Here is a 25,341-nt window from a genome sequence, read left to right on the forward strand (position 1 = left end):
ACGCGCGTGTGGAGACGATCGCATGAGCGCACACCCACCCTTGCGGCTGCATGTGCCAGAGCCCTCCGGGCGACCTGGCTGTGCCACCGATTTCTCATACCTGCAACTCTCCGGCGCAGGCACCGTGCGCAAGCCGCCGGTCGACACCCCGCACTTCGACACCGCCGATCTCGCCTATGCGCTGATCGGCGTGCTCGACCGTGAGGGCAACGCGGTGGGCCCCTGGGCGCCCGCGCTCGACAGCCCGCGCCTGCGCAAGGGCCTGCGCGCGATGATGAAGACGCGCATCTTCGATGCCCGCATGACGATCGCGCAGCGCCAGCGCAAGACCTCGTTCTACATGCAGTGCCTGGGCGAGGAGGCCATCGCCGTGGCCCATGGCGCCGCGCTGCACAAGGGCGACATGTGCTTTCCCACGTACCGCCAGCAGGGCCTGCTGCTGTCGCGCGACGATGTGTCCATGACCGAGCTGATCTGCCAGCTCATGAGCAACGAGGCCGACGCCATGAAGGGCCGGCAGCTGCCTGTCATGTATTCGTTCAAGCGTGCGGATTTCTTCAGCATCTCGGGCAACCTGGCGACCCAGTATCCGCAGGCCGTGGGCTGGGCCATGGCGTCTGCCATCAAGGGTGACTCGCGCATCGCATCGGCGTGGATCGGCGACGGCGCGACGGCCGAATCGGACTTCCACACCGCGCTGACGTTTGCGCACGTGTACCGCGCGCCGGTGATCTTGAACGTCGTCAACAACCAGTGGGCGATCTCGACCTTCCAGGCGATTGCCGGCGGTGAGTCGACCACGTTTGCGGCGCGCGGAGTCGGGTGCGGCATCGCATCGCTGCGTGTGGACGGCAACGACTTTCTCGCCGTCTACGCGGCCACGCAGTGGGCCGCTGAGCGCGCGCGGGGCAACCACGGGCCGACGCTGATCGAGTGGGTCACCTACCGGGCGGGGGGCCACTCGACCTCAGACGACCCCTCCAAGTACCGGCCGGCCGACGACTGGGAACGCTTCCCGCTCGGCGACCCGATCGAGCGGCTCAAGACCCATCTGATCCGCCTGGGCGTGTGGTCCGACCAGGAACACGAGGAGGTGCAGAAGGAGCTCGAAGCCGAGGTCGCCGCGGCCCAAAAGGAGGCCGAGAGCCACGGCAGCTTGCTGGACGGCCGGGTGCCCAGCGCTGCCACCATCTTCGACGACGTGTACGAGACCATGCCGCCGCACCTGCGCCGCCAGCGCCAGGAATTGGGAGTGTGACCATGCTGACCCAGACGCAAGAGCAAGCCGCCGTGACGGCGGCCGATGCCGGCAAGCCGATGACCATGATCCAGGCCCTGCGCTCGGCCATGGACGTGATGATGGAGCGCGACCCCAACGTGATCGTCTTTGGCCAGGACGTGGGCTATTTCGGGGGCGTGTTCCGCGTCACCGAAGGTCTGCAGGCCAAGTACGGCAAGAACCGCTGCTTCGACACGCCGATCAGCGAAGGCGGCATCGTCGGCGTGGCCGTGGGCATGGGGGCCTACGGCCTGCGGCCGGTGGCCGAAATCCAGTTCGCCGATTATTTCTACCCGGCGTCCGACCAGATCGTGTCCGAGGCCGCGCGCCTGCGCCACCGTTCGGCCGGCGACTTCACCTGCCCGATCACCGTGCGCATGCCCTGCGGTGGTGGCATCTATGGCGGGCAGACGCACAGCCAGAGCCCCGAGGCCTTGTTCACGCATGTCTGCGGCCTGCGCACCATCGTGCCGAGCAACCCGTATGACGCCAAGGGGCTGCTGATATCGGCCATCGAGTGCAACGACCCGGTGATCTTTCTGGAGCCCAAGCGGCTCTACAACGGCCCGTTCGACGGCCACCATGACCGGCCCGTGGTGGCCTGGTCCAAGCACCCGATGGGGCTGGTGCCCGAGGGCTACTACACCGTGCCGCTGGAGTCGGCCGCCGTGTTCCGCGCTGGCAGCCAGCTGACCGTGCTGACCTACGGCACCATGACCTGGGTGGCCGAGTGCGCGGCGCGCGAGACCGGCATCGACGCGGAGATCATCGACCTGCGCTCGATCTGGCCGCTGGACCTTGACACCATCGTGCAGTCGGTCAAGAAGACCGGCCGCTGCGTGATCGTGCACGAGGCCACCAAGACCAGCGGCTTCGGTGCCGAGCTGTCGGCGCTGGTGCAGGAGCACTGCTTCTACCAGCTGGAGGCGCCGATCGAGCGCGTCGCCGGCTGGGACACGCCGTACCCGCATGCCCAGGAGTGGGCCTACTTCCCAGGCCCTGACCGGGTCGGCACCGCGTTCAGGCGCGCACTGGAGGCATGACATGACACCCCCACGCTCATCACTTCGTGTATCGCTGCCCCCCGAGGGGGAGCATCAGTGCCTTCGGGCGGCCGGGCGGCACTGATATGGGCCACTACGCCATCAAGATGCCCGACATCGGCGAAGGCATCGCAGAAGTGGAACTGGTGGAGTGGCGCGTGAAGCCGGGCGACACGGTGGCTGAAGACCAGATCCTGGCCGATGTGATGACCGACAAGGCCACCGTCGAGATCCCGTCTCCCGTCGCCGGCACGGTGCTGGAACTGGGCGGCAAGCCCGGCGCTGTGCTGGCCGTTGGCGCCGAGCTGATCCGGCTCGAGGTCGCTGGCGCCGGCAATGTGCAGGCCAAAGCGCCGCAGGTGGCCGGCGCCGTGGTCGCGCAGGCTTCGGCCGCCCCGCAAGTGGCCAAGGCGGAATCGCAGGCCCCTGCAGTGGCACCGGCGCCCGAGGCACCACGGCAGCCCGATAAGCCGCCACCGCAGCAGCCACCACCGGCCGCAGCGCCGGTCGCGATGCGCGCGCCAGGCGACAAGCCCATCGCCTCGCCGGCCGTGCGCCAGCGCGCCTGGGACCTGGGCATCGAGCTGCAGTTCGTGCACGGCAGCGGCCCGGTCGGGCGCATCACCCATGAAGACCTGGACGTCTACCTCGTCGCAGGGGGTCAGCCGCGCACGGCCGCCGCCACCGGCGGCTACGCGCAACGCGTGGGCGAAGAGGCCATCCCGCTGATCGGCCTGCGCCGCAAGATCGCGCAGAAGATGCAGGAGGCCAAGCGCCGCATCCCGCACTTCAGCTATGTGGAGGAGATCGACGTCACCGAGATCGAGGCCCTGCGTGCACAGTTGAACGAACGCTTCGGCGCGGCGCGCGGCAAGCTCACGCTGCTGCCCCTGCTGGCGCGCGCCCTGGTGCTGGCGCTGCGCGACTTTCCGCAGATGAACGCGCGCTTCGACGACGACGCCGGTGTCGTCACGCGCTACCAGCCGGTGCACCTGGGCATCGCCACGCAGACCGACGCCGGCCTGCTGGTGCCCGTGCTGCGCCACGCCGAGACGATGGACCCATGGGCCTGCAGCCGCGAGATCGCACGGCTGGCCGAGGCCGGGCGGGCCGGCAAGGCCGGGCGCGACGAGCTGTCGGGCTCGACCATCACCATCAGCAGCCTGGGGCCGCTGGGCGGCATCGTAACCACGCCGGTCATCAACCACCCCGAGGTGGCGATCATCGGCGTCAACAAGATCGTCGAACGCCCGGTGTTCCGTGGCGGCGCGGTGGTGGGGCGCAAGCTGATGAATTTGTCGTCCTCGTTCGACCACCGCGTGGTGGACGGCATGGACGCGGCGCAGTTCATCCAGGCCGTGCGCGCCCTGCTCGAAAGCCCCGCCTTGCTGTTCGTGGAGCCATGACGATGACACCCCACACCACCACCTTGCTCATCATCGGCGGCGGCCCCGGCGGCTACGTGGCCGCCATCCGCGCCGCGCAGCTGGGCGTTGCGACCACGCTGGTCGAAGGCGACACGCCGGGCGGCACCTGCCTGAACATCGGCTGCATTCCGTCCAAGGCCCTGATCCACGCGGCCGATGCGTTCGACGGCGTGCGCCGCGCCACCATGGGCTCGCCCGCCGCGACGATGGGCATCCGCGCCGAGGCCGCGTCGATCGATCTGCAGGCCACACAGGCGTGGAAAGACGGCGTGGTCGCCAAGCTCACCGGCGGCGTCGGCGCACTGCTGCGCAAGGCCGGCGTGCAGGTCATGGCCGGCTGGGCCACGGTCGTGGACGGCAAGACCGTCGATGTCGCCGTGGCCGGCCAGGGGCCCGTGCGCCTGCACTGCGAGCACCTGTTGCTGGCCACCGGCTCCGAACCGACGGAGTTGCCGCAGCTGCCGTTCGGGGGGCGCGTCATCTCGTCCACCGGCGCACTCGCACTCACCGCCGTGCCGCGCCAGCTGGTGGTGGTCGGCGCCGGCTACATCGGCCTGGAGCTGGGCATGGCCTGGCGCAAGCTGGGCGCCGAGGTGACGATCGTCGACGTGGCTGACCGCATCCTGCCCGGCTATGACGAAGACCTCGGCAAGCCGGTGATGGCCGCGCTCAAGCGCCTGGGCGTGGTCGTGCACCTGGGCTGCACGGCCGAGGGGCTGACCGACACGGGCGACGGCCTGCGCGTGCGCAGCCCGCATGCCGATGCGTTCGTGCTGCCCGCAGACCAGGTGCTCGTGGCGGCAGGCCGCAGGCCGCGCACGGCGGGCCTGGAAACACTGCAGCTGGACATGCAGGGCCGCGCCGTGAAAGTGGACGCGACCTGCCGCACGTCCATGCGCAACGTGTGGGCCATCGGCGACCTGACGGGCGAGCCCATGCTGGCACATCGCGCCATGGCGCAGGGCGAAGTGGTGGCCGCATGCGTGGCCGGGCACAAGCGCCGGTTCGAACCGCTGGCGATCCCGGCCGTCTGCTTCACCGACCCGCAGGTCGTGGCCGTGGGCCAGACGCAACAGCAGGCTGCGCAGTCGGGCATCGAGACCGTCACATCGCAGTTCCCGTTCGCCGCCAATGGCCGCGCGTTGACCATGGAAGGCGGCGAAGGCTTCGTGCGCGTCGTGGCCCGCAAGGACAACCATCTGGTGCTGGGCTGGCAAGCGGTGGGCGCGGACGTGTCGGAGCTGGCCGCAGCCTTCAGCTATGCCATAGAAATGGGCGCGCGGCTGGAAGACGTGGGCGCCATCATCCACGCGCACCCGACGCTGGGCGAGGCGGTGCAGGAAACGGCCTTGCGGGCGCTGGGGCGGGCGATTCATATGTAGCAGGTGCGGGCCGGTGCGGGCCGATGCGGGCCGGCGCGGGCTGTGCTTGAGTGGTTTCGCAGCGGGCTCAGGGCCGGGCTTTGGAGAAAAAGGCGACCCCTGGCAGCCCGTCAAAGTGCGCGTCGCAGGTGAGCAGGTCAGCACCTTGCTGCAACGCTGTGGCGTACACAATCGCGTCGGCAGTTGCCAAGCGGTGCGCACGGTGCAGATCCGCCGCCAGCAACGCGATGCGCAAGGCCGCAGCCATCAATGGCGATCTTCGCGGTCGCGGTAGCCATCTGGGCGCGCGCCTTTCGCAATACCGTACAGCTCCTCCAGTTTCGGCACGGGCATGACCAATACGCCCTTGCCCTTCGGGATGAACACGAGTTCCTGGCCGGCTTCCCAGTGCTGTTCCTCACGAACTGTTTTGGGAATGGAAATCTGGAACTTGCTGGACAGAGTCGCTGTGGCCGTCATGGCATGCCTCCCAAGGTGATCGATGCATCAGTTGTAGGAGTACACGCTGATCCTGGACCGGGAGTGAATGGCGTCGACTTGGCGCACACCCGTTCGTCGTGTCGACACCGCCAACCGGTAGATTCCACATCCCATGCCTGCAGTTCCCACCCACGTGCCCACCCCCGTGCCCACCCCCGCCACCCGCCGCGAATGGATCGGCCTGGCCGTGCTCGCCTTGCCCTGCCTGGTCTACGCCATGGACCTCACGGTGCTGAACCTGGCGCTGCCAGTGCTCAGCCGCGAGCTGCAGCCCTCCAGCGCGCAGCTGCTGTGGATCCTGGACATCTACGGCTTCTTCGTGGCCGGCTTCCTGATCACCATGGGCACGCTGGGCGACCGCATCGGCAGGCGCCGGCTGCTGCTGATCGGCGCGGCGTTCTTCGCCATCGCCTCGGCGCTGGCCGCGCTGGCGGACACGGCCGAGCTGCTGATCGCGGCGCGTGCGCTGCTGGGCCTGGCGGGGGCGACCATCGCGCCGTCCACCATGGCGCTGATCCGCAACATGTTCCACGACCCGCGCCAGCGCCAACTCGCCATCGGCGTGTGGATCGCGGCGTTCTCGCTCGGCAGCGCCATCGGCCCGCTGGTGGGTGGCGTGCTGCTGGAGTTCTTCCACTGGGGCGCCGTGTTCTGGGTCAACGTGCCCGTCATGGCGCTGACGCTGGCGCTCGGCCCGCGCTTTCTGCCCGAGTACCGCGACCCCGATGCCGGCCACCTGGACCTGCCCAGCGTCGCGCTGTCGCTGGCGGCGGTTCTGCTCACCATCTACGGCCTGAAGCAGTTTGCCGAGCACGGGCCCCGCTTCGTGGCTGCGGCCACCACGTTGGCCGGCCTGGCCGTGGGCGCGCTGTTCGTGCGCCGGCAAGGCCACATCGACTACCCGCTGCTGGACTTGCGGCTGTTCGCGCACGCGCCGTTCCGCGCGGCGCTGGCGGCCTATGCGCTGGCCTGCTTGGCGATGTTCGGCGTCTACATCTTCATGACGCAGTACCTGCAACTCGTGTTGGGGCTATCGCCGCTGCGGGCCGGGCTGGCGACCTTGCCCTGGTCGCTGTGCTTCGTCATCGGCTCGCTGCTGTCGCCGCAACTGGCGGCGCGCTGGCCGCGCGACCGCATCCTGGTGGTCGGCCTGTCGGCCGCGGCTGTGGGCTTCGTGCTGCTCGGGCTGGGCCAGGGCCTGTGGTGGCTGGTGCCGGCCACGGTCATCATGGGCCTGGGCTTGGCGCCGGTGTTCACGATCGGCAACGAGATCATCATCACCACGGCGCCACCAGAGCGCGCGGGCGCGGCCTCGGCGCTGTCGGAGACGGCGTCCGAATTCAGCGGTGCGCTGGGTATCGCGCTCTTCGGCAGCGCCGGCATGGTGGTCTATCGGCAGGCGCTGGCCGGAGCTGCGCTGCCGGGGCTGCCGGCCGATGCCTTGCACGCCGCTGGCGCCTCGCTGGGGGGTGCCGTGCACCTGGCCGAGAGCCTGCCGGCCGCACAGGCCGCCGCGCTGCTGACGGTTGCGCGCGGCGGTTTCACCGATGCGCTGCAGGCCACGGCCTGGGCCGGCGCGCTGCTGGTCGCGGTGGCTGCGGTGATGGTGGGGCGGCTGCTGCGTGCGCCGGCGAGCGCGGCCGCGGCGCACTAATCGGGCCCCAGGGCAACTGCCTACGCCTCCTCGTCCCGCACGAACGGTTCCATCCCCTTGACCATGCGCGCCAGCTGCGGCCCGATCTCCTGCTCCAGCAGCGTGTGGGGGAACTTGCTGGCCTGACCGCCCGCGTTGAAGGCGATCACCCGGCCATCGGGCTGGCGGATCGCCGCGCCCACGCCGGCAATGTCCGTCTGCCAGTCGCGCACCACGAGCGTGAAGCCGCGCGCCTGCCACTGCGCGCGGCCCTCGCCGATGGCCTGCTGCGCCTGCGGCCAGCGCGTGCCCTCGGCCTGTCGGATCTCGGCCAGCAGGCGCTCGCGTTCCTTCGGCTCCATCACGGCCAGCATCGCGTGGCCCATGGCCGTGGCCGCGATCGGGATGCGCGAGCCGATGTCCAACCCCAGCGACAGCGGCGCGCCGGAGCGGCAGTTCTCCACGTACAGCACGTCCAGCCCGTTGCGGATGCCCAGCGAGACCGAGATGTCGTAGCGGTCCGCCAGGTCCTGCATGTAGGGCCGGGCGATGCGCCGCAGCTTCAGGTTGGAGACCATGGTGATGCCCAGCGCCGCCAGGCTGTCGCCTAGTGCGTAGTGGCCGCTCTCGCGTGAATGGCGCAGGTAGCCCAGCACGCACAGCGTGTAGGCCAGCCGCGCGATGGTCGGCTTGGGCAGGCCGGTGCGCCGCGCCAGCTCGGTGCTGGCGAGCCACTTCTCGTCGACGTCGAAGGCGGCCAACAACTCCAACCCCCGCGCGAGCGCGGTGACGAAGCGCCGGCTGTCGGCGCCTTCCTCGAAATCGATCTGCTTGGTGCGGCCCATTTGTTCCTCATGTAATTTCTCTTGGCGGAATTATTTGACCGCAACATTTGTGCGCAATCGTCATGGAATTCCCTATTGGAGGTGCCCATTACCTGCACCGATACTGGACAACCCCGGTCAGTTGTCAAAAAAAATAATTTCGCTATGCGGACCAAAGACGGCGGCCACCACACCAGCAGGAGCAACTCGCTTTGATCTCATCCGTCTCGACCGGCCGCCTGGCCATCCTTCTTTCCCTCACCGGCGCCATCGCGCTGTCTGCCTGCGGTGGCGGCGACGACAACACCGAGCCCGAAGAGACGCGCGCGCAGGACAGCCGCCAGTTCCAGGCCGACCCGGCCCGGCTGCCCTTCAGCGCGCTGGCCGATGCGCCCGAGACCGACCGCTGGTGGGGCGTGCTGGAAGGCGCCGCCTACCGTGTCGAGGTGCCCAAGAACTGGAACGGCATGCTGGTCATGCACGCCCACGGCTATGGCGGCACCGGCGCCACGCTGAACGTCAGCGACCCGGGCATCCGCGCGCACCTGGTGCGCCAGGGCTATGCCTGGGCCGCGTCCAGCTATTCCACGAACTACTACGACGTGCGCGCCGGCATCGAAGACACCAACGCGCTGGCGCTGGCGTTCCAGAGCATCGCTGCGCAAAACGGCCGCACGCTGGCCGCGCCGCGCAAAACCTACATCATCGGCACCTCGATGGGCGGGCACATCGCCGCTGCGGCGGTGGATGGCGAGGCGCTGGAGACGGCCAACAACAAGCTGGCCTACCACGGTGCCGTGCCCATGTGCGGCGTGCTCGGCGACACCGAGCTGTACAACTATTTCGGTGCCTCGCAGATCGCTGCGCAGCAGCTGGCCGGCATGCCCGTCACCGCCTGGCCAGTGGCCAATTGGACGCAGATCCAACCTCAGGTGCGCGGCGCGCTGTTCACCAGCTTTCCCACCGCCACCACGCCACTGGGCGACCAGTACAAAGAGATCGTCAAGCAACTCACCGGCGGCGAGCGGCCCATGTTCAACGAGGGCTTTGCCGGCGGCATGAACAGCACCGTGTGGGGCACCTTCGGGCGCGACGGCACGATCAACGGCATCCTGAACCGTGAGGGCTACGACACCACCGGCGTCGTCTACCAGTTTGACAACGACGACGCGCTGACGGCACCGGAAGCCGCCTTCAACCAGGCCGCCTACCGTCTGCGTGCCGACCCCGAGGCCAACCGCCTGCGCCGCGACGGTATGCGCTGGTTCCCCAAGACCAATGCGCGCATCAGCGTGCCGGTGGTCACCATCCACACGCTGGGCGATGTGTACGTGCCGTTCAGCATGGAGCAGATCTACAAGCGCCGCGCCGTCGCCCAGGGCACCGACCAGTGGCTGGTGCAGCGCGCCATCCGCGGCGTGAGCCATTGCGACTTCACCGTGGAAGAGCAGGCCCAGGCCTTCGATGCCATGGCGAACTGGGAGCAGAACGGCGTCAAGCCCGCTGGCGACGAGGTGCTGGACGCGGCCACCGTGGCGCGTGCCGACTACGGCTGCAAGTTCTCTTCCCGCTCGCGCACGCCCAACAGCTGCCCCGCGCCCTGATCTCCATTTCCTGAGGAACACCGATCCATGACCATGCGACCCCTGACCCGACGCGCTCTTCCTTCCCTGCTGCTGGCCGCCGGCCTGGCCCTGGCGCCAGCCGTGGCCACGGCCCAGTCCGACGCTTTCCCCAACCGCGCGATCAAGGTGCTCATCGGCTTCACCGCCGGCGGCTCCACCGATGTGCCGTTCCGCGTGCTGGCTGAGAACGCGTCCAAGATCCTGGGCCAGCCGGTCATCATCGAGAACAAGCCCGGCGCCGGTGGCGTGCTGCCGGCGCAGATGATGCAGGGGGCGCAGCCCGATGGCTACACCATCGCGCAGATCCCGCTGCCGGTGTTCCGCCTGCCGTTCACGCAGAAGATCAACTGGGATCCGGCGACCGACCTGCAGTACGTCATCAACCTGGCCGGCTACTCGTTCGGCCTGGTGGTGCCGGCCGATTCGCCGATCAAGTCGATGCAGGACTACATCGCCTATGCCCGCGCCAACCCCGGCAAGCTGACCTATGGCTCGCCCGGCGCGCTGACCACGCTGCACCTGACGATGGAGAACATCGCGCTGCAGTCCGGCGTCACGCTGAACCACATCCCGTACAAGGGCAACTCCGAATCGCTGCAGGCGGTGATCGGCGGCCATGTGATGTCGGTGGCCGACACGCCGGGCTGGGGCCCCTATGTGGAGCAGGGCCGCCTGCGCCTGCTGTCCACCTGGGGCGACAAGCGCTCGACCAAATACCCCAACGCGCCCACGCTGAAAGAGATCGGCATCAACCTGGTGCAGACCTCGCCGTTCGGCCTGGCCGTGCCCAAGGGCACCGACCCGAAGATCGCGCAGCAGTTGCACGACGCCTTCAAGAAGGCCATGGAGATGCCCAACTACAAGGAATCGCTGGCCAAGTTCGACATGGAGCCGCTGTACATGAGCGGGGCCACCTACCAGCAGTACGCCATCGACACGATGAAGACCGAAAAGGCCATCGTCGAAAAGCTCGGCCTGGCGAAGTAGCCGGGCGCCGACAATGGGCGCATGGATGAACTCAAAACCATGCGCACCTTCGTCAAGGTGGTGGACGAAGGCAGTTTCGCTGGCGCAGCGCGCGCGCTGAATGTCGCCAACTCGGTCGTCACACGCGCCATTGCCGAGCTGGAAGAGTCGCTCAAGGCCCGGCTGCTGAACCGCACCACGCGCGCGCTGTCGCTGACCGATGTCGGCACGCAGTATCTGGAGCGCGTGCGCGTCATCCTCGAAGACATCGACGATGCGAACAACCAGGCCACCGAGGCCACTGGCACCCTGCGCGGCCAGCTGCGCGTGGCGGCGCCGCAGGAGTTTTTGACCGCCAGCCTGGCGCGGCTGGTGCCGCTCTTTGCGCAGCGCTACCCCGATCTGGGCATCCATCTGCAACTGTCCGGTGCCGAGGCCGTGGTGCCCGACGACAGCGCCGACGTGACCATCCTGGTCCACAGCCCCGAGCCACTGGAAGGCTACTTCGTCGCGCGGCTGCTGGCGCATGCCGAGGTGGTGTTGTGCGCCACGCCGGAGTACCTGGCCCGCCACGCGGAGATCGTGACGCCCGATCAGGTGGTCGAGCACACCGTACTGGTGCCCGATTCGGCCCACGATCGCAAGGTCTGGCTGTTCCACTCCAGCGGCGACAACGGTGAGCGCGAGACCGCCACGCTGCAGCCCCGGCGGGCCGCCATCGGCTCTCCCAACGCGGCGGTGCTGATCGCCGCCGCGCGCGGGCATTGCGGCATTGTCGGCGCGCTGTCGCTCAACGTGGCGGCCGACCTGCGCGCCCGCACGCTGCAGCGCGTGCTGCCCGATTGGCTGGCCGCCAGCTTCCACGTCTACGCCGCCGTGCCCAGCCGCACCCACCTGCCGCGGCGCACACGCGCGTTCATCGATTTTCTGGTCGAACAGTACGGCGGTCTGCCCGAAGACCCCTGGCTGGCCGGCAAGCCGGTCTGACCCTTGGGCTGTCGCCGCGGTTTGCGCCTCGCGTCTCAGCCCGAGCCAGGGCGCGCGCACTCGTAGGACTTGTTGGAGCGTCGCCCTTGCGCGCCGGGTGTCATGAAACGGACACCCAATCTACTTACAAACGCGCTCGCCCAACCCCCCAACCCGAGGAGCGTGTTTTGAAGAAGAACTGGATGTCGCTGGCCATTGCCGGCCTGGCCACCGTGATGATCGCTGGCTGCAATGGCGACGACGAACCCGCAGCGTCGGTGCCCAACGCCGAGAAGTTCTTCAACCGCACGGCCACCTTTGCCGTGTGCAGCCAGGTCGGCGCTTCCTGCGAATCCGACGACACGACAGCGGCCGAGATCGTGGCCGCAAGCGAAGACGGCATGACGCTGGTCTACAGCAACAGCCCCAAGGGCGAGGTCGGCTTTGTCGACATCACCGATGTGAAGATGCCGCGCGCTCTGGGCGCGCTGGCCATGGGCGGCGAGCCGACCTCGGTGACGGTGCTGGGCGCGCAGGCGCTGGTGGCCGTGAACACCTCGGCCAGCTTCACCAGCCCCAGCGGCAAGCTGGTGGTGGTGGACATTGCCACCCGCGCCGTGCTGGCAGAAATCGCCCTGCCGGGCCAGCCCGATTCGGTGGCCCGCAGCAAGGACGGCAAGTACATCGCCGTCGTGATCGAGAACCAGCGTGACGAAGACTTCGGCGACGGCGCACCGCCGCAACTGCCTGTCGGCAGCCTGGTCATCGTCGACGTGGCCGGCGCCCCCGGCACCTGGAAGACGCGCACGGTGGACATGACCGGCATCGCCACGCTGTATCCCACCGACCCCGAGCCCGAGTACGTGGACATCAACGACGACAACATCGCTGTCGTCACGCTGCAGGAGAACAACCACATCGCGCTGGTCGATCTGGCCAGCGGCAGGGTCAGCGCGCATTTCAGTGCCGGGGCGGTGGATCTGGCCCAGATCGACCTGACGGATGCACCACGGCCCAACCAGGTCAGCTTCACGCAGTCGCAAGCCGGCCGCCTGCGCGAGCCCGATGGGGTGAGCTGGCTCTCGAGCACCCTGTTCGCCACGGCCAACGAAGGCGACCTGAACGGCGGCAGCCGCGGCTTCTCGCTGTTTCGCAAGGACGGGACCGTGGCCTGGGATTCCGGCAACACGCTGGAGCACCTGGTGGCGCGCATCGGCCACTACAACGACAAGCGCTCCGACGCCAAGGGCAACGAGCCCGAGAACGTCGACTTCGCGCGCTTCGACGGCACGGACTATCTGTTCGTGGCCTCCGAGCGTTCCAGCGTGGTCGCGGTCTACGACATGAGCCAGCCGCAAGCACCGGCCTACAAGCAGGCCCTGCCAGCAGCGCTGGCACCCGAGGGCGTGCTGGCCATCCCCTCGCGCAATTTGCTGATCGTGGCCAGCGAAGCTGACGACCGCGCCGGCCTGGTGCGCTCCAGCCTGAACATCTACCAGTACCAGACGGCGCCCGCCGCCTACCCGACCATCGTCTCGGCCGACCGCACCGACGGCACCCCCATCCCCTGGGCCGCGCTGTCGGGCCTGGCGGCTGCGCCCACGGGCTCTGTCGTCTATGCGATTGACGACAGCTTCTTCCGCGGCAACCGCATCTTCGAGATCGACACGGCCAGCAAGCCGGCGCAGCTCAAGCGCGAGATCCGCATCGTGGACCCGGATGGGCGCATCGCCGCGCTGGCCGCCACCTTGCCGGCGACGCGGAACGCGAATGCGTTCGATGCGACCGACCTGGCGGCGCTGGTGAACGCCGACGGCTCGGTCAACATCGACCCCGAAGGCATCAGCCTGGCCAGTGACGGCGGCTTCTGGATCGCCTCCGAAGGCGCGGGCACCGTGGGCGAGGCGGCGCGGCCAGTGCTGTCGGCCAACCTGGTGTTCAAGCTCAGCGCTGCAGGCAGGGTGCAGCAGATCATCCAGCTGCCGGCGGACGTGAACGCGAAGCAGCAGCGCTTCGGCTTCGAGGGCATCGCCGAATCGAACGGCAAGCTGGTGGTGGCCTTCCAGCGCGCCTGGGCCGGTGAGACGCAAGCGCGCATCGGCGTCTACGACCTGGCGGCGCAGACCTGGCAGTTCATGTTCTACCCGCTGGACGCGGTGGCCTCGCCCAACGGCGGCTGGGTCGGCCTGTCCGACATCACGGCGCTGGGCAACAACCGCTTCATGCTGGTCGAGCGCGACAACCAGTTCGGCCCGGACGCGCGCATCAAGCGTCTGTTCAGCATCGACCTCACCGGCCAGGCCGATGGTGCAGTGTTGACCAAGACCCTGGTGCGCGACCTGCTGCCCGACCTGAAGGCGCCGGGCGGCAACGTCTACGAAAAGATCGAAGGCCTGGCGCGTCTGGCCAACGGCGACTGGATCATCGTGAACGACAACGACGGCGTGGACGATGGCGCCAACAGTGGCGAGACGCAGCTGATCCGTTTGGGCGCGCTCAGCGGCAACTGATGCGCCCGCGCGTCCCATGCGCGCGCGGTGCTCGGGGGGAGCCGCGCCGCCGCGTCGGGAACGATCGCACGGGGGGCGCGCCGGTGCTAGGATTTCGCCATGAACACCGAAACGATCCGTCGAGAAGCGTTGTCACTGCCGGTGCAGGACCGGGCCGATCTCGCGGAGCAACTGCTGTCCAGCCTGGATGCATTGTCCGAGTCCGAGATCGCCCAGTTGTGGGCCGTCGAGGCGGCGCGGCGTGCGGACGAAATCGACCATGGGCTGGTCCCCCGCGTGTCTGCTGACGAGGTGCGCCGCCAGGCTCAGGCACTGTTGAAGTGAGCTACTTTTTCGCCGACGCTGCGCGCGTCGAGCATCTTGAGCACGTTGCGTACTACGAAGAGCAACGCGCCGGCCTGGGTGCTCGTTACCTGGCCGCGTTTGAGATTGCGATGGTCGCGATCTGCGACCAACCTCAAAGATTTCGCCTGGAGCGTGCGCCCGACATCAGGCGGTATCGCGTGCCCGGCTTTCCATACAACATCCTTTACCGTCAGGTCGGAGCGGACGTCGAAGTCCTTGTGGTGGCGCCACATCGGCGGCGACCCGGGTACTGGCTGGGCAGGGTCTGACGGTGGCGTACCAAACAGTCACTGCCCTGTCGCCCCCACCCCCCGCACCACCAGCAACACAACGCCCCCGCTCGCCAGCACGGCCGCGCCCACCCAGGCCGCGTTGAACCCGCCCCACTGCTGCGATTGCACATAGCCCAGGCTGGACCACAGCATGTAGGCGCTGCTGGCGCAGAACACCGCCGGCAGCACCGGGTACAGCGGCACGCGGAACGGGCGCTCGCGGGCGCCATCGGTCGCACGCAGGCGAAACAGCGCCAGCCCCACCAGCAGGAAGAACAGCCAGAACACCGGCGCCGTGTACTCGACCATGCTCTGAAAGCCGCCCTGGAACGCCGCCCCGAGGGCGATCAGCAACAGCGCCAGCACGCACTGCACGCGTAGCGCGCGCGGCGGCACGCGGCGCGCCTCGTCCCACTGCGCCAGCGCCTGGAACACCGGCCAATCCTGCCCCAGCGCGCTGGCCGTGCGGGCGCCCACGATCATGGTGGCGTTCATCGAGGTCAGCGCCGCCACCGCCACCATGGCGGCGATCAGCTTGCCCGCCGCCGGGCCGAACGCGGCCGTCAGCACGTCGGTGGCCACGGCCTGCGACTTGGCCATGCCAGCCAGGCCCAGCACCGACCAGTAGGCCCAGTTCACCAGCAGGTACAGCACCGTGATGAACAGCACCGACAGCACCAGCGCCCGCGCGATGGCGCGACGGTCGCGCAGGTCGGCGCTGATGCAGGCCGCGTCGTTCCAGCCGCCGAAGGTCAGCAGCACGAACACCATGGCAAAGCCGATGCCGCCCCACGTGGCCGGCGAGGGTGGCGCGGCAGGCACCACTGCAACCGGTGCGGCCGCGCCGGCGCCGGCCCACATCCACAGCGCCGCCGCGACGACCAGCACCAGGCCGGCGACCTCGACGCCTGTCAGCCAGGTCTGCGTCTCCGCCCCGCTGCGGATGCCGCGCAGGTTGATGGCCGTCAGCAGCAGCGTGGCGATGGCCGCCCACAGCGCGCTGCTGTGGGTGCCGAGCGGCAGCAACTGCGTCATGTAGTCGCCGAAGACGAAGCCCAGCAGTGCGATCGACCCGGTGGTGATCACCGAGAAGCGCGCCCAGGCGTACAGCAGCGCCGTGTTGCGCCCGAACGCACGCGAGAGAAAGTGGTATTCGCCGCTGCTGCTGGGGTAGGTGCTGGCCAGCTCCGCGTAGCACAGCGCCCCCACCAATGCCAGCAGCCCGCCGGCCGCCCACAGCGCGAACATCCAGGTCGCAGTGGGCACGCTGCCAGCCACCAGCGAGGGCGCCTTGAAGATGCCGGCGCCGATCACCACGCCCACCGTGATGGCGATGGCGTGGCGCAGGTTCAGCGGCGCATTGGCAGGGGTGGCGCCCGCCAGGGGGCCGGGCGTTGCGCCGACCCCGGCGCCTGCGGTGCGAACCTCTGCGGGCGGCCGGCCCACGCTCAGCGCGCCTGGCTGGTCGCGAGGCGGGCGGCGATCTGTTCGCGCGGGCCGGCCGTGCCTTCGGCGATGGGCTGGGCATCGCCATCGCGCATGGCCTCGAATGGCGTGCCGGCCTGGCCCGGGCGGGTGACGGTGCCGCTGATGCGCTTGCCGTGGACCTTGCCTTCGAACTGCAGCATCACGCCGGACGGGTCGCGCAGCGCGAAGCGCAGCAGATCGCCCGAGAGCTGCGGCTGCACCAAACTCGCGCGCAGCCCGTTGAAATCAGCATTGCCCTCGACCACCTGGTAGCGCTGGCTGATGTACAGCGTGGCCGCCGGCAACACACCTGGCGCGCGCAGCGCCCAGGCGCCCGATGCGTTGGCCGGGATGCGCCACAGGAACAGCTCTCCGGTGCCGGCGCGCGCCGTCTCGTCGGGTTCCCAATCGCCCATGGAGAACGAGTGCGACACCACGCGCGTGCCCGGCGGCATGGTGAACAGCTTGGGGCGCAGCCGCAGGTTCAGCTCGGGCAGCAGGTACATGGTGACCACGGTGGCGCTGGAGAAATCGGTCACGAAGATGTCGGCCTGCTGGAAGGTCGCCTTCTCGGCCACGCCGGCCTCGCGCGCCAGGCGCTTGGACAGCGTGACCATGTCGGGGTTGTATTCCAACCCGGTGGCCCGCGCGCCGTAGTTGCGCGCTGCGGCGATGGCGATCTTGCCGTCGCCCGAGCCCAGGTCGAACAGCCGGTCCTTGGCGGTGACCTCCGCCATCTGCAGCATGCGGTTCACCACATCGTCGGGCGAGGGGATCCAGATCACATCCTTGCCGGCCTGCCCGCGCATCGGCTCGTAGGGGGCGGGCGTTTGTGCCCAGGCGGTGGCGGACAGGCTGGCCAGCCCGAGCAGGGCGGCCCGGCGGGACAGATTTCCTGAGGCATGGGTCGTCACAGCGGCTCCTTTGCGTTGCGGGTGTCCAAGTGCCCGGCGATTGTGGTGGCTGGCCTGGGCCCCGTGTGGACGCCCCCAGCATTCATGCGGACATGAGGTTGGTGCGCTGCACGCGCCCTGCATTTGCGGCCTGCGGTGCGGTTGCCCTCAGCCCGCTGAGGAGGGCGGCACGGCCAGGATGGGCGAAGCCGGTATGGACGGCGCGACCGACGCGGCCGGCGCGCTGGCCATCATCATGGTCGGCACCGCCAGCGGCAGCTGCGCGTTGCGGAAGTCCTCCAGCATCGTGAACAGCAGGTCGCTGCGCACGCCGCCGGCCAGGCGCGGGCTGGCCACATAGGCGATGGACTGAAAGATCAGGCTGCCGTTCTCGATCCCCTCCAGCGACAGCGACGGCTCCGGCGTGGCCAGCACGCCAGGGTGCGCTTTGCAGGCGGCCAGCATCAGGTCGCGCACGCGGTGGGCGTCGGTGGAGAGCGGCATCGGCATGCGGATCAGCACGCGGCCCTCGGCGTTGGTCAGCGTCATGTTGCGCACGGTCTTGGTGATGAACTCCGAGTTCGGCACGATGACCGTGGAGCGGTCGCCCAGCTGGATCTCGGTGGCGCGCACATTGATGCGGCGCACGTCGCCTTCGGTCGTGCCCAGCACCACCCAGTCGCCCACCTTCACCGGCCGCTCGGCCAGCAGGATCAGGCCGGAGATGAAGTTCTGCACAATGGCCTGCAGGCCGAAACCGATGCCCACCGACAGCGCGCTGGCGATCCAGGCGATGCGGTTGATGCCGATGCCCATGGCCGACATGGCCGCCGCCACGACGAGGATGGCGCCCACATAGCCCAGCAGCGTGGACAGCGAGCTTTGCATGCCCTGCTCCATCGTCGTGGTGGGCAGGTAGCGATCGCTCAGCCAGTTCTTGAACACGCGCAGCGCGACGAAGCCACCCACCAGCACCGCCAGCGCGCTGAACAGCGCGGCCGGCACCAGCTGGAATTCACCGATCTGAAAGCCCGTGCCCAGCTTGCCGCTGCGCTGGACCACCTCTTGCGGCCCGGTGCCCAGCGGTGCCACCAGCGCGATCAGCATGTAGAAGAACAGCGCCACGCGCGCCACCGCCGAGAGCACCACGGCTGCCTGGTCCAGCGCCGCGGCCGCGAAGCCGAAGCTCTTGGCCATGCGCTGCCCGAAGCCGCTGCGCGAAGACACCACCGCCATGAAGAGGTCGTCGGCAAACTTGAACAGCACGTAGAACGCCGCCACCACCAGCCCGGTCCAGGTCAGCTGCCCGGCCACCAGACTGGCCAGCGCCACATAGCCGGACACCATCAGCAGCACGGTGACCATCAGCACCAGCGCGATGGCGCCCAGCAGCAGGCCGACCCACATCGGCCGCTCGGGCACGGGTGTCGCCGCGCTGTCGGCCGCAGCGTTGGAAGCGGCGTCGGGCGTGGCCTCGCCGTTGGCAGCCGCTGCAGGCACCGGCGGCCCGCGCAGGCTCAGCAGCAACGCCAGGATCAACGTGGCCAGGGCCAGCGCCGAAAACGTGTGCATCGCCAGCACGGCGGCAAAGCTGGCCTCCACCAGCGTGTTGATCCGCGTCGGGATCCAGACCAGCACGCCGATCAGCGCCGTCAGCCACGGGAACAGCGCCAGGCGGCGCGCCATGTCGTCGGGAATGCGCGGCAGCCGCCACGACGGCCGGGCGTTGGCCAGCAGCGCGCGGCCCAGGCTGACCACAAAGGCGATGAACAGCATCGACTCGTCCGCCATGCGGACCAGCTGGGTGCTGAGCGGGCCGAACAGCCCACGTGCCTCCAGGTTGTTCAGCAGGCCGCGCATCGCCAGGCCTACCACCAGCATGTTGGTGGCAACGATGGCGATCACCAGCAGCGAGCGGCGCAGCCGCCCGGCCGGCAGCACGCGCTGCGCCAGACGCACCAGGCCGCGCTCGACCAGCACATCGACCACGGTGATGGCCAGCACCGTCAGCGCCAGCGCCAGCAGCACGCCGTTGCGGTTCACTGGTTCCATGGCGCGCGCCAGCGCCGTGCGCAGCTCGTTCACCAACGGCTGCAGGCGCGCCAGGTCGGCGGGCCAGGCCGTGGCCAGATTGGCCCAGAAGGTGCGGCTCAGTGGCGAGGCGGCACGCTCGGTCAGCCGCGCCTCGAACAGATCGCGCTGCTTGCCCAGCATCTCGTTGCCGCGTTGCTGCGCATCCACCACGACCAGGCGGGCCAGGCGGATGTCGGCGTCCAAGCTGTTGCGCTCGGCGGTCAGCGCCTGGCGCTGGCGCGTGATGTCGGCGTCTTCCGAACCGCCGGCCGCAGGCGCCGGGCCCAGCTCGCCCAGCCGCGCGTTGAGATCGCTCAGCTGGCCGGTGCGCGCCGCGACGACCTGGTTGGCGCGGTCGGACAAACGGGTCAGCTGGACCAGCAGCGCGCGCAGCGTCTCGCTGTCGGCAGCCTCGGTGGGCAGTTTGTCCAGCTGTGCGCGCAGGCTGGCGATGTCGGGTTCGGGCGCGGCGGGCGGCGCGGTCTCGGCGCGGGCGCTGGCCAGGCCCAGGCTGCAGGCGACGAGCAGCGTGACGAGCAGGGTGACGAGGAAGAGGGGGAAGCGGCGGAACCAATGCATCGCGCGGATCATAGGCACACGGCCGCGCCGGTCACGCACGGGCGGATAAGCTCGCGCCTGTCATCGCCCCACCTTTTGCCGACCATGCATTCGACCCTGCTTCGCATCACAACGCTCATGGCCTGCGCGCTGCTGGCCGCCTGCGCGTCGCCCACCGCCTGCGGCCCCGGCCTGCCTGGCTCGCCGCAGTTCGACAGCGCCGACTGCAGCTACCGCAACCTGCCGAACCCCGATGCCAAGCCCACGCAGAGCAGCTGGCGCATCTGGTCGCGCTTTTTTGTGGGCAACAAGGTTGGCACCGTGCCGGTGGACCCGGTGCCGGTGCGGGCGTTGACGCGCGCCCGGCTCGACGCGCTGGCCAATGACGCCAACCACGTCGTGCGGCTGGGCCACTCGTCGCATCTACTCAAGCTGCAGGGGCGGTACTGGTTGATCGACCCGGTGTTCGGCGAGCGCGTGTCACCGGTCAGCTTCATCGGACCCAAGCGCTTCCATGCGCCGCCACTGACGCTGGCCGAGCTGCCGCCGATCGAAGGGCTGGTGCTGTCGCACGACCACTACGACCACCTGGACGTGCCCACCATCGAGTACCTGCGCGACACGGTGCGCCACTACTTCGTGCCGCTGGGCGTGGGCGCGCGGCTGCAGGACATGGGCGTGGCTGCCAACAACATCCGCGAGTTCGACTGGTGGCAGTCGGCCGAGCATGCAGGCGTCAAGCTGACGGCCACACCGGCCCAGCACTTCTCGGGCCGCGGGCTGAACGACCGCAACAAGACGCTGTGGGCCTCATGGGCGCTGCAGGCCGGCGGGCAGCGCATCTATTTCAGCGGTGATTCGGGTTACTTCGACGGCTTCAAGGAGATCGGCGAGCGGCTGGGCGGCTTCGACATCGCGCTGATCGAAAACGGCGCCTACGACCCGTGGTGGCCCGCGGTGCACCTGACGCCCGAGCAGAGCATCCGCGCGTTCGAAGACCTGCGCGCCAAGACCTTGTACAGCGTGCACAACAGCACCTTCGACCTGGCCTTCCACCGCTGGCAGGCGCCGATGGCCGAGCTGGCCGCGCTGGCCAAGGCCAAGGGCATCGACCTGGCGACGCCGGAGATCGGCGAGGTGCTGACGGTGGGGGCGGCGCGCACCAACAGGCTGTGGTGGGAGGGGTTGCGCTAGCGCGCTACGGGTTCGCTGCAGGCGGCGGGACGGGGCATCTGGCAGCGCTAACCAGGTTCAAGCACTGTCGGATTGCGTTTCGCGCATTTCGAGTATTTCGATGTGCACGGTGGTACATTGGGCTCACCATGCCCATGCACAAGACAGCCACTTCGGCCAAGCCGGCGCCGGCCAGATCCTCAGCTACGCGGGCGGCCAACGCCAAGGCCAGGGCTGCGGCTGCGCCCGTGAAAGTCCTGGCGGGCAGCGCGCTGAACGTCTCCGTGAAGGTCGAACCTCTGCTGGACATCGTGCGTCAGCACGTGCACAACATCTCACCGGCTGCGGTACGGGCCATCAAGAGCGAGTTCGTCAAGGCCTTGCAGATGACGATGCCCACGGGTCCGCAGTGGACTTATGTTCCCGAGCGCGCGGCAGCGGGTGAGTCGGTAGACCCGGTGCTGAGCAGTCAGGAAGCGGCAGATCTCGTAGGAGTCTCGCGGCCTTACATGGTCGCGCGCATCGACGCGGGGGATATCGAGCTGCATCAGCAGGTGGGAAACCAACGCCGCGTGCGCAGGTCTTCTGTTCTCGCGTGGCAGAAGAGGGAGCAGTCGAGCCGGCGACGCGCCCTCAAGCAGCTGGGTTCGTCGCTTGACCACGAGATCTTCTCGGGCTGAGCCAATACTGTGGCTTGCGCCAATCGCTGCGTTCAAACCCACCAGTCCAGGGGCTGCTTGAGAAGCTTGCCAGCGACGGCCATGTCGAGGTCGCCGCCGCAATGCTCGCGGCTTGGCAAGAGGGAAACGTCATCCTCTGATCCGGACACCGGGCGCAGTGATGACGATGCAGCCACAGCTTTTATGATCAGCGCCCTGTTCCGTCAGGCCCCACCCATGTCCTACCTGCTGCTGATCCACGAACCTGTCGGCCAGCGCGCCACGCGCAGCGAGGCCGAAGGCCGCGCGGTCTACGACGAGATGCTGGCCTTCGCCGCCGAGCTGCAGTCGCGCGGCCTGCTGGTGGCGGCCGAATCGCTCGCGTCCGAGCATGCGGCCACGCGCGTGCAGCGCCGCGCCGGCAAGACGCACCTGCTGGACGGCCCGTTTGCCGAGGCCAAGGAAATGGTGGGCGGCTTCTTTCTGCTCAACTGCGCCACGCGCGAAGAAGCGCTGGAGATCGCCGCACAATGCCCCGCCGCCGGCTGGTGCACGGTCGAGGTGCGCGGCCTGGCGCCGTGCTGGGACGACGGCCGGCCCCGCTGATTGCTTTGCGCGGGGCTTGTCGATTCCGCCCCCCGCCGCGCGTCGTGCAGGCATCAACACCCAGGAGCCACGCCGTGCAACACCAGCAGATCTTCGTCAACCTGCCCATCCGGAACATGGAGCGCAGCCAGGCCTTCTTCCGCAGCCTGGGCTACGACTTCAACCCGCAGTTCACCAACGAGCAGGGGGCCGCCCTGGTGCTGGGCGAGAACCTGTTCGCCATGCTGCTGGTCGAGCCCTTCTTCCAGACCTTCACGAAGAAGACCATCGTCAACGCGCACGAGAGCGTGGAGGTGCTGGTGTGCCTTTCGTGCACCAGCCGCGAAGAGGTCGACGAACTGGTCCGCAAGGCCCAGGCCGCCGGCGGCACCGTGCCCAGCGCGCCGCAGGACCACGGCTTCATGTATGCCCACAGCTTCACGGATCTCGACGGCCACATCTGGGAGTTCGTCCACATGGTCGGCACGCCACCGAGCGCCTGATGCCGGCCTGACGCCGGCCCCGCGATCCGCCCGCATGCACGCGCCCACGCACCAGGCCATCGCCACCGTATGGCGCCGCGAATCCGCCGTCATCGTGGCCGTGGTGGCGCGCATGGTGCGCGACATCGGCGTGGCCGAAGAGCTGGCGCAGGACGCGCTGATCGCTGCGCTCGAGCACTGGCCGCAAGAGGGCGTGCCCGACAACCCTGCTGCCTGGCTGACGACAACCGCCAAGCGCCGCGCGCTCGACCACCTGCGGCGCCAGCAGCTACAGGCCACCAAGCTGGCGCAGGTCGGCCATGAGCTGGATGTGCAGCAGGCGCTGATCGTGCCCGACTTCGTCGATTCGCTGGACGCCGCGCGCGCCGACACCATCGGCGACGACTTGCTGCGCCTGATGTTCACCGCCTGCCACCCCGTGCTCTCGCCCGAGGCGCGCGTGGCCCTCACGCTCAAGCTGCTGGGCGGCCTGACGACGCACGAGATCGCCCGGGCCTATCTGGTGCCCGAGCCCACCATCGCGCAGCGCATCGTGCGCGCCAAGCGCACGCTGGGCGAGGCCGGTGTCGCATTCGACCTGCCGCCGGGCGACGCGCTGGCCGGGCGGTTGGCCTCGGTGCTGGAGGTGGTCTACCTCATCTTCAACGAAGGCTACACGGCGACAGCCGGTGACGACTGGATGCGGCCCGCGTTGACGCAGGAAGCGCTGCGCCTGGGCCGTCTGCTGAGCCAGATTGCGCCCGACGAGCCCGAGGTGTGGGGCCTGCTCGCGCTGATGGAGTTGCAGGCCTCGCGCTCACCGGCGCGGGTGGATGCGCAGGGCCGCCCGGTGCTGCTGGCCGAGCAGGACCGCGCGCTGTGGGACCGTTTGCTGGTGCGCGGCGGCCTGGTGGCACTGGAGCGTGTCACGGCGCTGGGCGGCGAGGGCGGCGTCTACGCGCTGCAGGCCGCCATCGCCGCCTGCCACGCGCGGGTGTCTACGGCCGCGCAGACCGACTGGCCGGGCATCGCCGCGTTGTACGCGCGGTTGATGCAGGCCGCGCCCTCGCCGGTGGTGGCGCTGAACCGTGCCGTCGCCGTTGGCATGGCCGAAGGGCCGGCGGCTGGCCTGGTGCTGGTTGAGGCGCTGCTGCATGACAAAGCGCTGCGCCACTATCCCTGGCTGCAGAGCGTGCACGCCGATCTGCTGGGCAAGCTGGGCCGGCATGCCGAGGCGCAGGCGGCGTGGCTGAGCGCCGCCCAGCTGGCGCAGAACGGGGCGGAGCGGGCGTTTCTGCTGGGGCGGGCGCAGGCTGGGGGCAGGGGGTAGATGCGGCGGGCGGGCGCCATCGACAACCAATCCGATTTGTCGTCACGCAACGCAGTGCGCCAAGCTGCACCACGGAATCGACGTGTGACCTGCTGCTCTCGCGCGACCCGCGTGAGCGCTACCTGCGGTCACGGCCCTTTCACACGCCCTGCCTAAGCTGCAGGTATGCAAAACGCCTCCCGCCTTTCCTGGCTTCCGACTCCGTATACGGCCACGCGTGGCCTGACCTTCACCCGCCGCGCTGCGGCGGCCACAGCGCTCGCACTGCTCGCCGCATGCGGTGGCGGCAGCGACGATGACGAGCACCTGTTCCACCAGCCGCGCGCCTTCGATCTGCAGGCCCACCGCGGCGGCCTGGGCCTGGTGACCGAGAGCAGCATCGCCTCGTTCAGCAACGCGCTGGAGATGGGCGTCACCACGCTGGAACTTGACACGCAGGTCACTGCCGACGGCGTGGCCGTGGTCACGCACGACCGCCGCATCTCCGGCCAGAAGTGCCAGGACACGGCGCCCGCCACGGCAGGCGACCCGCTCTACCCCTATGTGGGCCGCTACATCAAGGAGCTGACACTGGCCCAGGTCAAGACGCTGGACTGCGGTTCGCTGCGGCTGGCGGCCTACCCCAACCAGCGGCTGGTGCCCGGCTCGCGCATGCCGACGCTGCGCGAGGTGCTCGATCTGGTGAAGTCCTACCGCGCCGACGACGTGCTGCTCAACATCGAGACCAAGGTCGAGGCCGGTGCTCCGCAGGAGACGGCGCCGCGCGAGCAGTTCGTGCAGGTGGTCATCGACGAAGTGCGCCGTGCCGGCATGGTGCGCCAGGTCACCATCCAGAGCTTCGACTGGGGCGCGCTGATGCTGGTGCGCAAGACCGAGCCGCGTCTGCCCATCGTGGCGCTGACCAACGGCCAGCAGTTCCTGCAAGTGGGTCAGCCGGGCCCCTCGCCCTGGCTGGGCGGCATCGACATCGACGACTTCGGCGGCGACCTGGTCAAGGCCGCCAAGTCATTCGGCGCCGACGCCATCTCGCCGGTGCACGGTGACCCGCAAAACGGCAAGGTCGGCGACGCCAACTACAGGCCCTACACGACGCCCGAACTGGTGGCGCGTGCGCATGCAGAGAAGATCAAGGTCGTGCCGTGGACCGTGTCGGACGCCAACACCATGCACGCGCTGATGGATGCCAAGGTCGACGGCATCATCACCGACCTGCCCAACGTGCTGCGCGCGGTGATGGCCGCGCGCGGCCTGTCGTTGCCGCCGCCGGTCGCCAAACGTTGAGCCGGCTTCACCGCGCTGAAACGCATAGTTTGTAGGACGAAGCCGACTCTTTCAAGACCCCTGCAACTGCTTGTGGCACGCCATTAAG

The 25,341-nt window shown here is 69.0% G+C and carries 23 protein-coding genes; 17 read left to right on the forward strand and 6 right to left on the reverse strand.

Features of this window, described 5'->3' with window-relative positions:
* Positions 1 to 22: 22 nt before the first annotated feature.
* The 4 genes from AC099J_RS06895 to lpdA all read left to right on the forward strand — a co-directional run bounded on the left by AC099J_RS06895 (position 23) and on the right by lpdA (position 5,131).
* Positions 23 to 1,258 (forward strand): thiamine pyrophosphate-dependent enzyme, encoded by a 1,236-nt coding sequence (locus AC099J_RS06895; protein WP_479614493.1) that lies wholly within the window; start codon positions 23 to 25, stop codon positions 1,256 to 1,258.
* A 2-nt stretch (positions 1,259 to 1,260) separates the two neighbouring features.
* The gene (locus AC099J_RS06900; protein ID WP_479614494.1) at positions 1,261 to 2,322 is read left to right on the forward strand and encodes an alpha-ketoacid dehydrogenase subunit beta; all 1,062 of its coding nucleotides are present in this window, start codon (positions 1,261 to 1,263) and stop codon (positions 2,320 to 2,322) included.
* Positions 2,323 to 2,408: 86 nt separating this feature from the next.
* Positions 2,409 to 3,728, forward strand: coding sequence for a dihydrolipoamide acetyltransferase family protein (locus AC099J_RS06905; RefSeq protein ID WP_479614495.1), 1,320 nt, complete (start codon positions 2,409 to 2,411; stop codon positions 3,726 to 3,728).
* Positions 3,725 to 5,131 carry a dihydrolipoyl dehydrogenase gene (gene lpdA, locus AC099J_RS06910; protein ID WP_479614496.1) on the forward strand — a complete coding sequence of 469 codons (1,407 nt, stop codon included), beginning with the start codon at positions 3,725 to 3,727 and terminating at the stop codon, positions 5,129 to 5,131. The genes AC099J_RS06905 and lpdA overlap by 4 nt, the downstream gene beginning before the upstream one ends.
* Positions 5,132 to 5,198: 67 nt before the next feature.
* On the opposite strand, the gene AC099J_RS06915 is transcribed toward lpdA, so the two are convergent.
* Both AC099J_RS06915 and AC099J_RS06920 read right to left on the reverse strand, forming a co-directional pair.
* Complete coding sequence (locus tag AC099J_RS06915) at positions 5,199 to 5,378, reverse strand: PIN domain-containing protein (protein WP_479614497.1); 180 nt, start codon at positions 5,376 to 5,378, stop codon at positions 5,199 to 5,201.
* Complete coding sequence (locus tag AC099J_RS06920) at positions 5,378 to 5,590, reverse strand: AbrB/MazE/SpoVT family DNA-binding domain-containing protein (protein ID WP_479614498.1); 213 nt, start codon at positions 5,588 to 5,590, stop codon at positions 5,378 to 5,380. The genes AC099J_RS06915 and AC099J_RS06920 overlap by 1 nt, the downstream gene beginning before the upstream one ends.
* Before the next feature lie 133 nt (positions 5,591 to 5,723).
* Between AC099J_RS06920 and AC099J_RS06925 the strand changes: the two genes are divergently transcribed.
* A complete protein-coding gene (locus AC099J_RS06925; RefSeq protein ID WP_479614499.1) occupies positions 5,724 to 7,265 on the forward strand; it encodes an MFS transporter in 1,542 nt (513 codons plus the stop codon).
* Between the two features lie 20 nt (positions 7,266 to 7,285).
* Here the strand turns inward: AC099J_RS06925 and AC099J_RS06930 are convergent, their stop codons facing one another.
* The gene (locus AC099J_RS06930; protein WP_479614500.1) at positions 7,286 to 8,089 is read right to left on the reverse strand and encodes an IclR family transcriptional regulator; all 804 of its coding nucleotides are present in this window, start codon (positions 8,087 to 8,089) and stop codon (positions 7,286 to 7,288) included.
* Positions 8,090 to 8,280: 191 nt separating this feature from the next.
* Here AC099J_RS06930 and AC099J_RS06935 point away from each other — a divergent pair, with 191 nt between their 5' ends.
* From AC099J_RS06935 to AC099J_RS06960, 6 genes are all read left to right on the forward strand, one after another.
* Positions 8,281 to 9,672 (forward strand): alpha/beta hydrolase, encoded by a 1,392-nt coding sequence (locus tag AC099J_RS06935; RefSeq protein ID WP_479614501.1) that lies wholly within the window; start codon positions 8,281 to 8,283, stop codon positions 9,670 to 9,672.
* Between the two features lie 27 nt (positions 9,673 to 9,699).
* Positions 9,700 to 10,680 (forward strand): tripartite tricarboxylate transporter substrate-binding protein, encoded by a 981-nt coding sequence (locus AC099J_RS06940; RefSeq protein WP_479614502.1) that lies wholly within the window; start codon positions 9,700 to 9,702, stop codon positions 10,678 to 10,680.
* Positions 10,681 to 10,701: 21 nt separating this feature from the next.
* Positions 10,702 to 11,646: a LysR family transcriptional regulator gene (locus AC099J_RS06945; protein WP_479614503.1), complete on the forward strand. Its 945-nt coding sequence runs from the start codon at positions 10,702 to 10,704 to the stop codon at positions 11,644 to 11,646.
* 167 nt (positions 11,647 to 11,813) lie between these two features.
* Complete coding sequence (locus tag AC099J_RS06950; RefSeq protein WP_479614504.1) at positions 11,814 to 14,135, forward strand: esterase-like activity of phytase family protein; 2,322 nt, start codon at positions 11,814 to 11,816, stop codon at positions 14,133 to 14,135.
* 99 nt (positions 14,136 to 14,234) lie between these two features.
* On the forward strand, positions 14,235 to 14,459 hold the full coding sequence (locus AC099J_RS06955) for an addiction module protein (protein ID WP_479614505.1): 225 nt from the start codon (positions 14,235 to 14,237) through the stop codon (positions 14,457 to 14,459).
* On the forward strand, positions 14,456 to 14,749 hold the full coding sequence (locus AC099J_RS06960; RefSeq protein ID WP_479614506.1) for a type II toxin-antitoxin system RelE/ParE family toxin: 294 nt from the start codon (positions 14,456 to 14,458) through the stop codon (positions 14,747 to 14,749). Before AC099J_RS06955 ends, AC099J_RS06960 begins: the two co-directional genes overlap by 4 nt.
* A gap of 18 nt (positions 14,750 to 14,767) precedes the next feature.
* Here AC099J_RS06960 and AC099J_RS06965 read toward each other — a convergent pair whose 3' ends face one another.
* The 3 genes from AC099J_RS06965 to AC099J_RS06975 form a co-directional block, all read right to left on the reverse strand.
* Positions 14,768 to 16,198, reverse strand: a complete 1,431-nt coding sequence (locus AC099J_RS06965) for an APC family permease (protein WP_479614507.1) — start codon at positions 16,196 to 16,198, stop codon at positions 14,768 to 14,770.
* 2 nt (positions 16,199 to 16,200) lie between these two features.
* The gene (locus tag AC099J_RS06970) at positions 16,201 to 17,133 is read right to left on the reverse strand and encodes a class I SAM-dependent methyltransferase (protein ID WP_479614508.1); all 933 of its coding nucleotides are present in this window, start codon (positions 17,131 to 17,133) and stop codon (positions 16,201 to 16,203) included.
* A gap of 147 nt (positions 17,134 to 17,280) precedes the next feature.
* A complete protein-coding gene (locus AC099J_RS06975) occupies positions 17,281 to 19,764 on the reverse strand; it encodes a DUF3772 domain-containing protein (protein WP_479614509.1) in 2,484 nt (827 codons plus the stop codon).
* 84 nt (positions 19,765 to 19,848) lie between these two features.
* Between AC099J_RS06975 and AC099J_RS06980 the strand changes: the two genes are divergently transcribed.
* The 6 genes from AC099J_RS06980 (at position 19,849) to AC099J_RS07005 (ending at position 25,253) form a co-directional block, all read left to right on the forward strand.
* On the forward strand, positions 19,849 to 20,937 hold the full coding sequence (locus tag AC099J_RS06980; protein ID WP_479614510.1) for an MBL fold metallo-hydrolase: 1,089 nt from the start codon (positions 19,849 to 19,851) through the stop codon (positions 20,935 to 20,937).
* 128 nt (positions 20,938 to 21,065) lie between these two features.
* Positions 21,066 to 21,596 carry a helix-turn-helix domain-containing protein gene (locus tag AC099J_RS06985; protein WP_479614511.1) on the forward strand — a complete coding sequence of 177 codons (531 nt, stop codon included), beginning with the start codon at positions 21,066 to 21,068 and terminating at the stop codon, positions 21,594 to 21,596.
* 216 nt (positions 21,597 to 21,812) lie between these two features.
* Complete coding sequence (locus tag AC099J_RS06990; protein ID WP_479614512.1) at positions 21,813 to 22,181, forward strand: YciI family protein; 369 nt, start codon at positions 21,813 to 21,815, stop codon at positions 22,179 to 22,181.
* 74 nt (positions 22,182 to 22,255) lie between these two features.
* Positions 22,256 to 22,663, forward strand: coding sequence for a VOC family protein (locus AC099J_RS06995; RefSeq protein WP_479614513.1), 408 nt, complete (start codon positions 22,256 to 22,258; stop codon positions 22,661 to 22,663).
* A gap of 34 nt (positions 22,664 to 22,697) precedes the next feature.
* Positions 22,698 to 23,972, forward strand: coding sequence for an RNA polymerase sigma factor (locus AC099J_RS07000; protein ID WP_479614514.1), 1,275 nt, complete (start codon positions 22,698 to 22,700; stop codon positions 23,970 to 23,972).
* A gap of 165 nt (positions 23,973 to 24,137) precedes the next feature.
* Complete coding sequence (locus AC099J_RS07005) at positions 24,138 to 25,253, forward strand: glycerophosphodiester phosphodiesterase family protein (RefSeq protein WP_479614515.1); 1,116 nt, start codon at positions 24,138 to 24,140, stop codon at positions 25,251 to 25,253.
* Positions 25,254 to 25,341: the final 88 nt, after the last annotated feature.

The sequence above is a fragment of the Rhodoferax sp. RT4P68 genome (assembly GCF_056521305.1).

What these genes read in the sequence shown, in the direction of transcription:
- AC099J_RS06895 (WP_479614493.1), top strand. Translation starts at nt 23, where the DNA reads ATGAGCGCACACCCACCCTTGCGGCTGCATGTGCCAGAGCCCTCCGGG.
- AC099J_RS06900 (WP_479614494.1), top strand. Translation starts at nt 1,261, where the DNA reads ATGCTGACCCAGACGCAAGAGCAAGCCGCCGTGACGGCGGCCGATGCC.
- AC099J_RS06905 (WP_479614495.1), top strand. Translation starts at nt 2,409, where the DNA reads ATGGGCCACTACGCCATCAAGATGCCCGACATCGGCGAAGGCATCGCA.
- lpdA (WP_479614496.1), top strand. Translation starts at nt 3,725, where the DNA reads ATGACGATGACACCCCACACCACCACCTTGCTCATCATCGGCGGCGGC.
- AC099J_RS06915 (WP_479614497.1), bottom strand. Translation starts at nt 5,378, where the DNA reads ATGGCTGCGGCCTTGCGCATCGCGTTGCTGGCGGCGGATCTGCACCGT.
- AC099J_RS06920 (WP_479614498.1), bottom strand. Translation starts at nt 5,590, where the DNA reads ATGACGGCCACAGCGACTCTGTCCAGCAAGTTCCAGATTTCCATTCCC.
- AC099J_RS06925 (WP_479614499.1), top strand. Translation starts at nt 5,724, where the DNA reads ATGCCTGCAGTTCCCACCCACGTGCCCACCCCCGTGCCCACCCCCGCC.
- AC099J_RS06930 (WP_479614500.1), bottom strand. Translation starts at nt 8,089, where the DNA reads ATGGGCCGCACCAAGCAGATCGATTTCGAGGAAGGCGCCGACAGCCGG.
- AC099J_RS06940 (WP_479614502.1), top strand. Translation starts at nt 9,700, where the DNA reads ATGACCATGCGACCCCTGACCCGACGCGCTCTTCCTTCCCTGCTGCTG.
- AC099J_RS06945 (WP_479614503.1), top strand. Translation starts at nt 10,702, where the DNA reads ATGGATGAACTCAAAACCATGCGCACCTTCGTCAAGGTGGTGGACGAA.
- AC099J_RS06955 (WP_479614505.1), top strand. Translation starts at nt 14,235, where the DNA reads ATGAACACCGAAACGATCCGTCGAGAAGCGTTGTCACTGCCGGTGCAG.
- AC099J_RS06975 (WP_479614509.1), bottom strand. Translation starts at nt 19,764, where the DNA reads ATGCATTGGTTCCGCCGCTTCCCCCTCTTCCTCGTCACCCTGCTCGTC.
- AC099J_RS06980 (WP_479614510.1), top strand. Translation starts at nt 19,849, where the DNA reads ATGCATTCGACCCTGCTTCGCATCACAACGCTCATGGCCTGCGCGCTG.
- AC099J_RS06985 (WP_479614511.1), top strand. Translation starts at nt 21,066, where the DNA reads ATGCCCATGCACAAGACAGCCACTTCGGCCAAGCCGGCGCCGGCCAGA.
- AC099J_RS06990 (WP_479614512.1), top strand. Translation starts at nt 21,813, where the DNA reads ATGTCCTACCTGCTGCTGATCCACGAACCTGTCGGCCAGCGCGCCACG.
- AC099J_RS07000 (WP_479614514.1), top strand. Translation starts at nt 22,698, where the DNA reads ATGCACGCGCCCACGCACCAGGCCATCGCCACCGTATGGCGCCGCGAA.
- AC099J_RS07005 (WP_479614515.1), top strand. Translation starts at nt 24,138, where the DNA reads ATGCAAAACGCCTCCCGCCTTTCCTGGCTTCCGACTCCGTATACGGCC.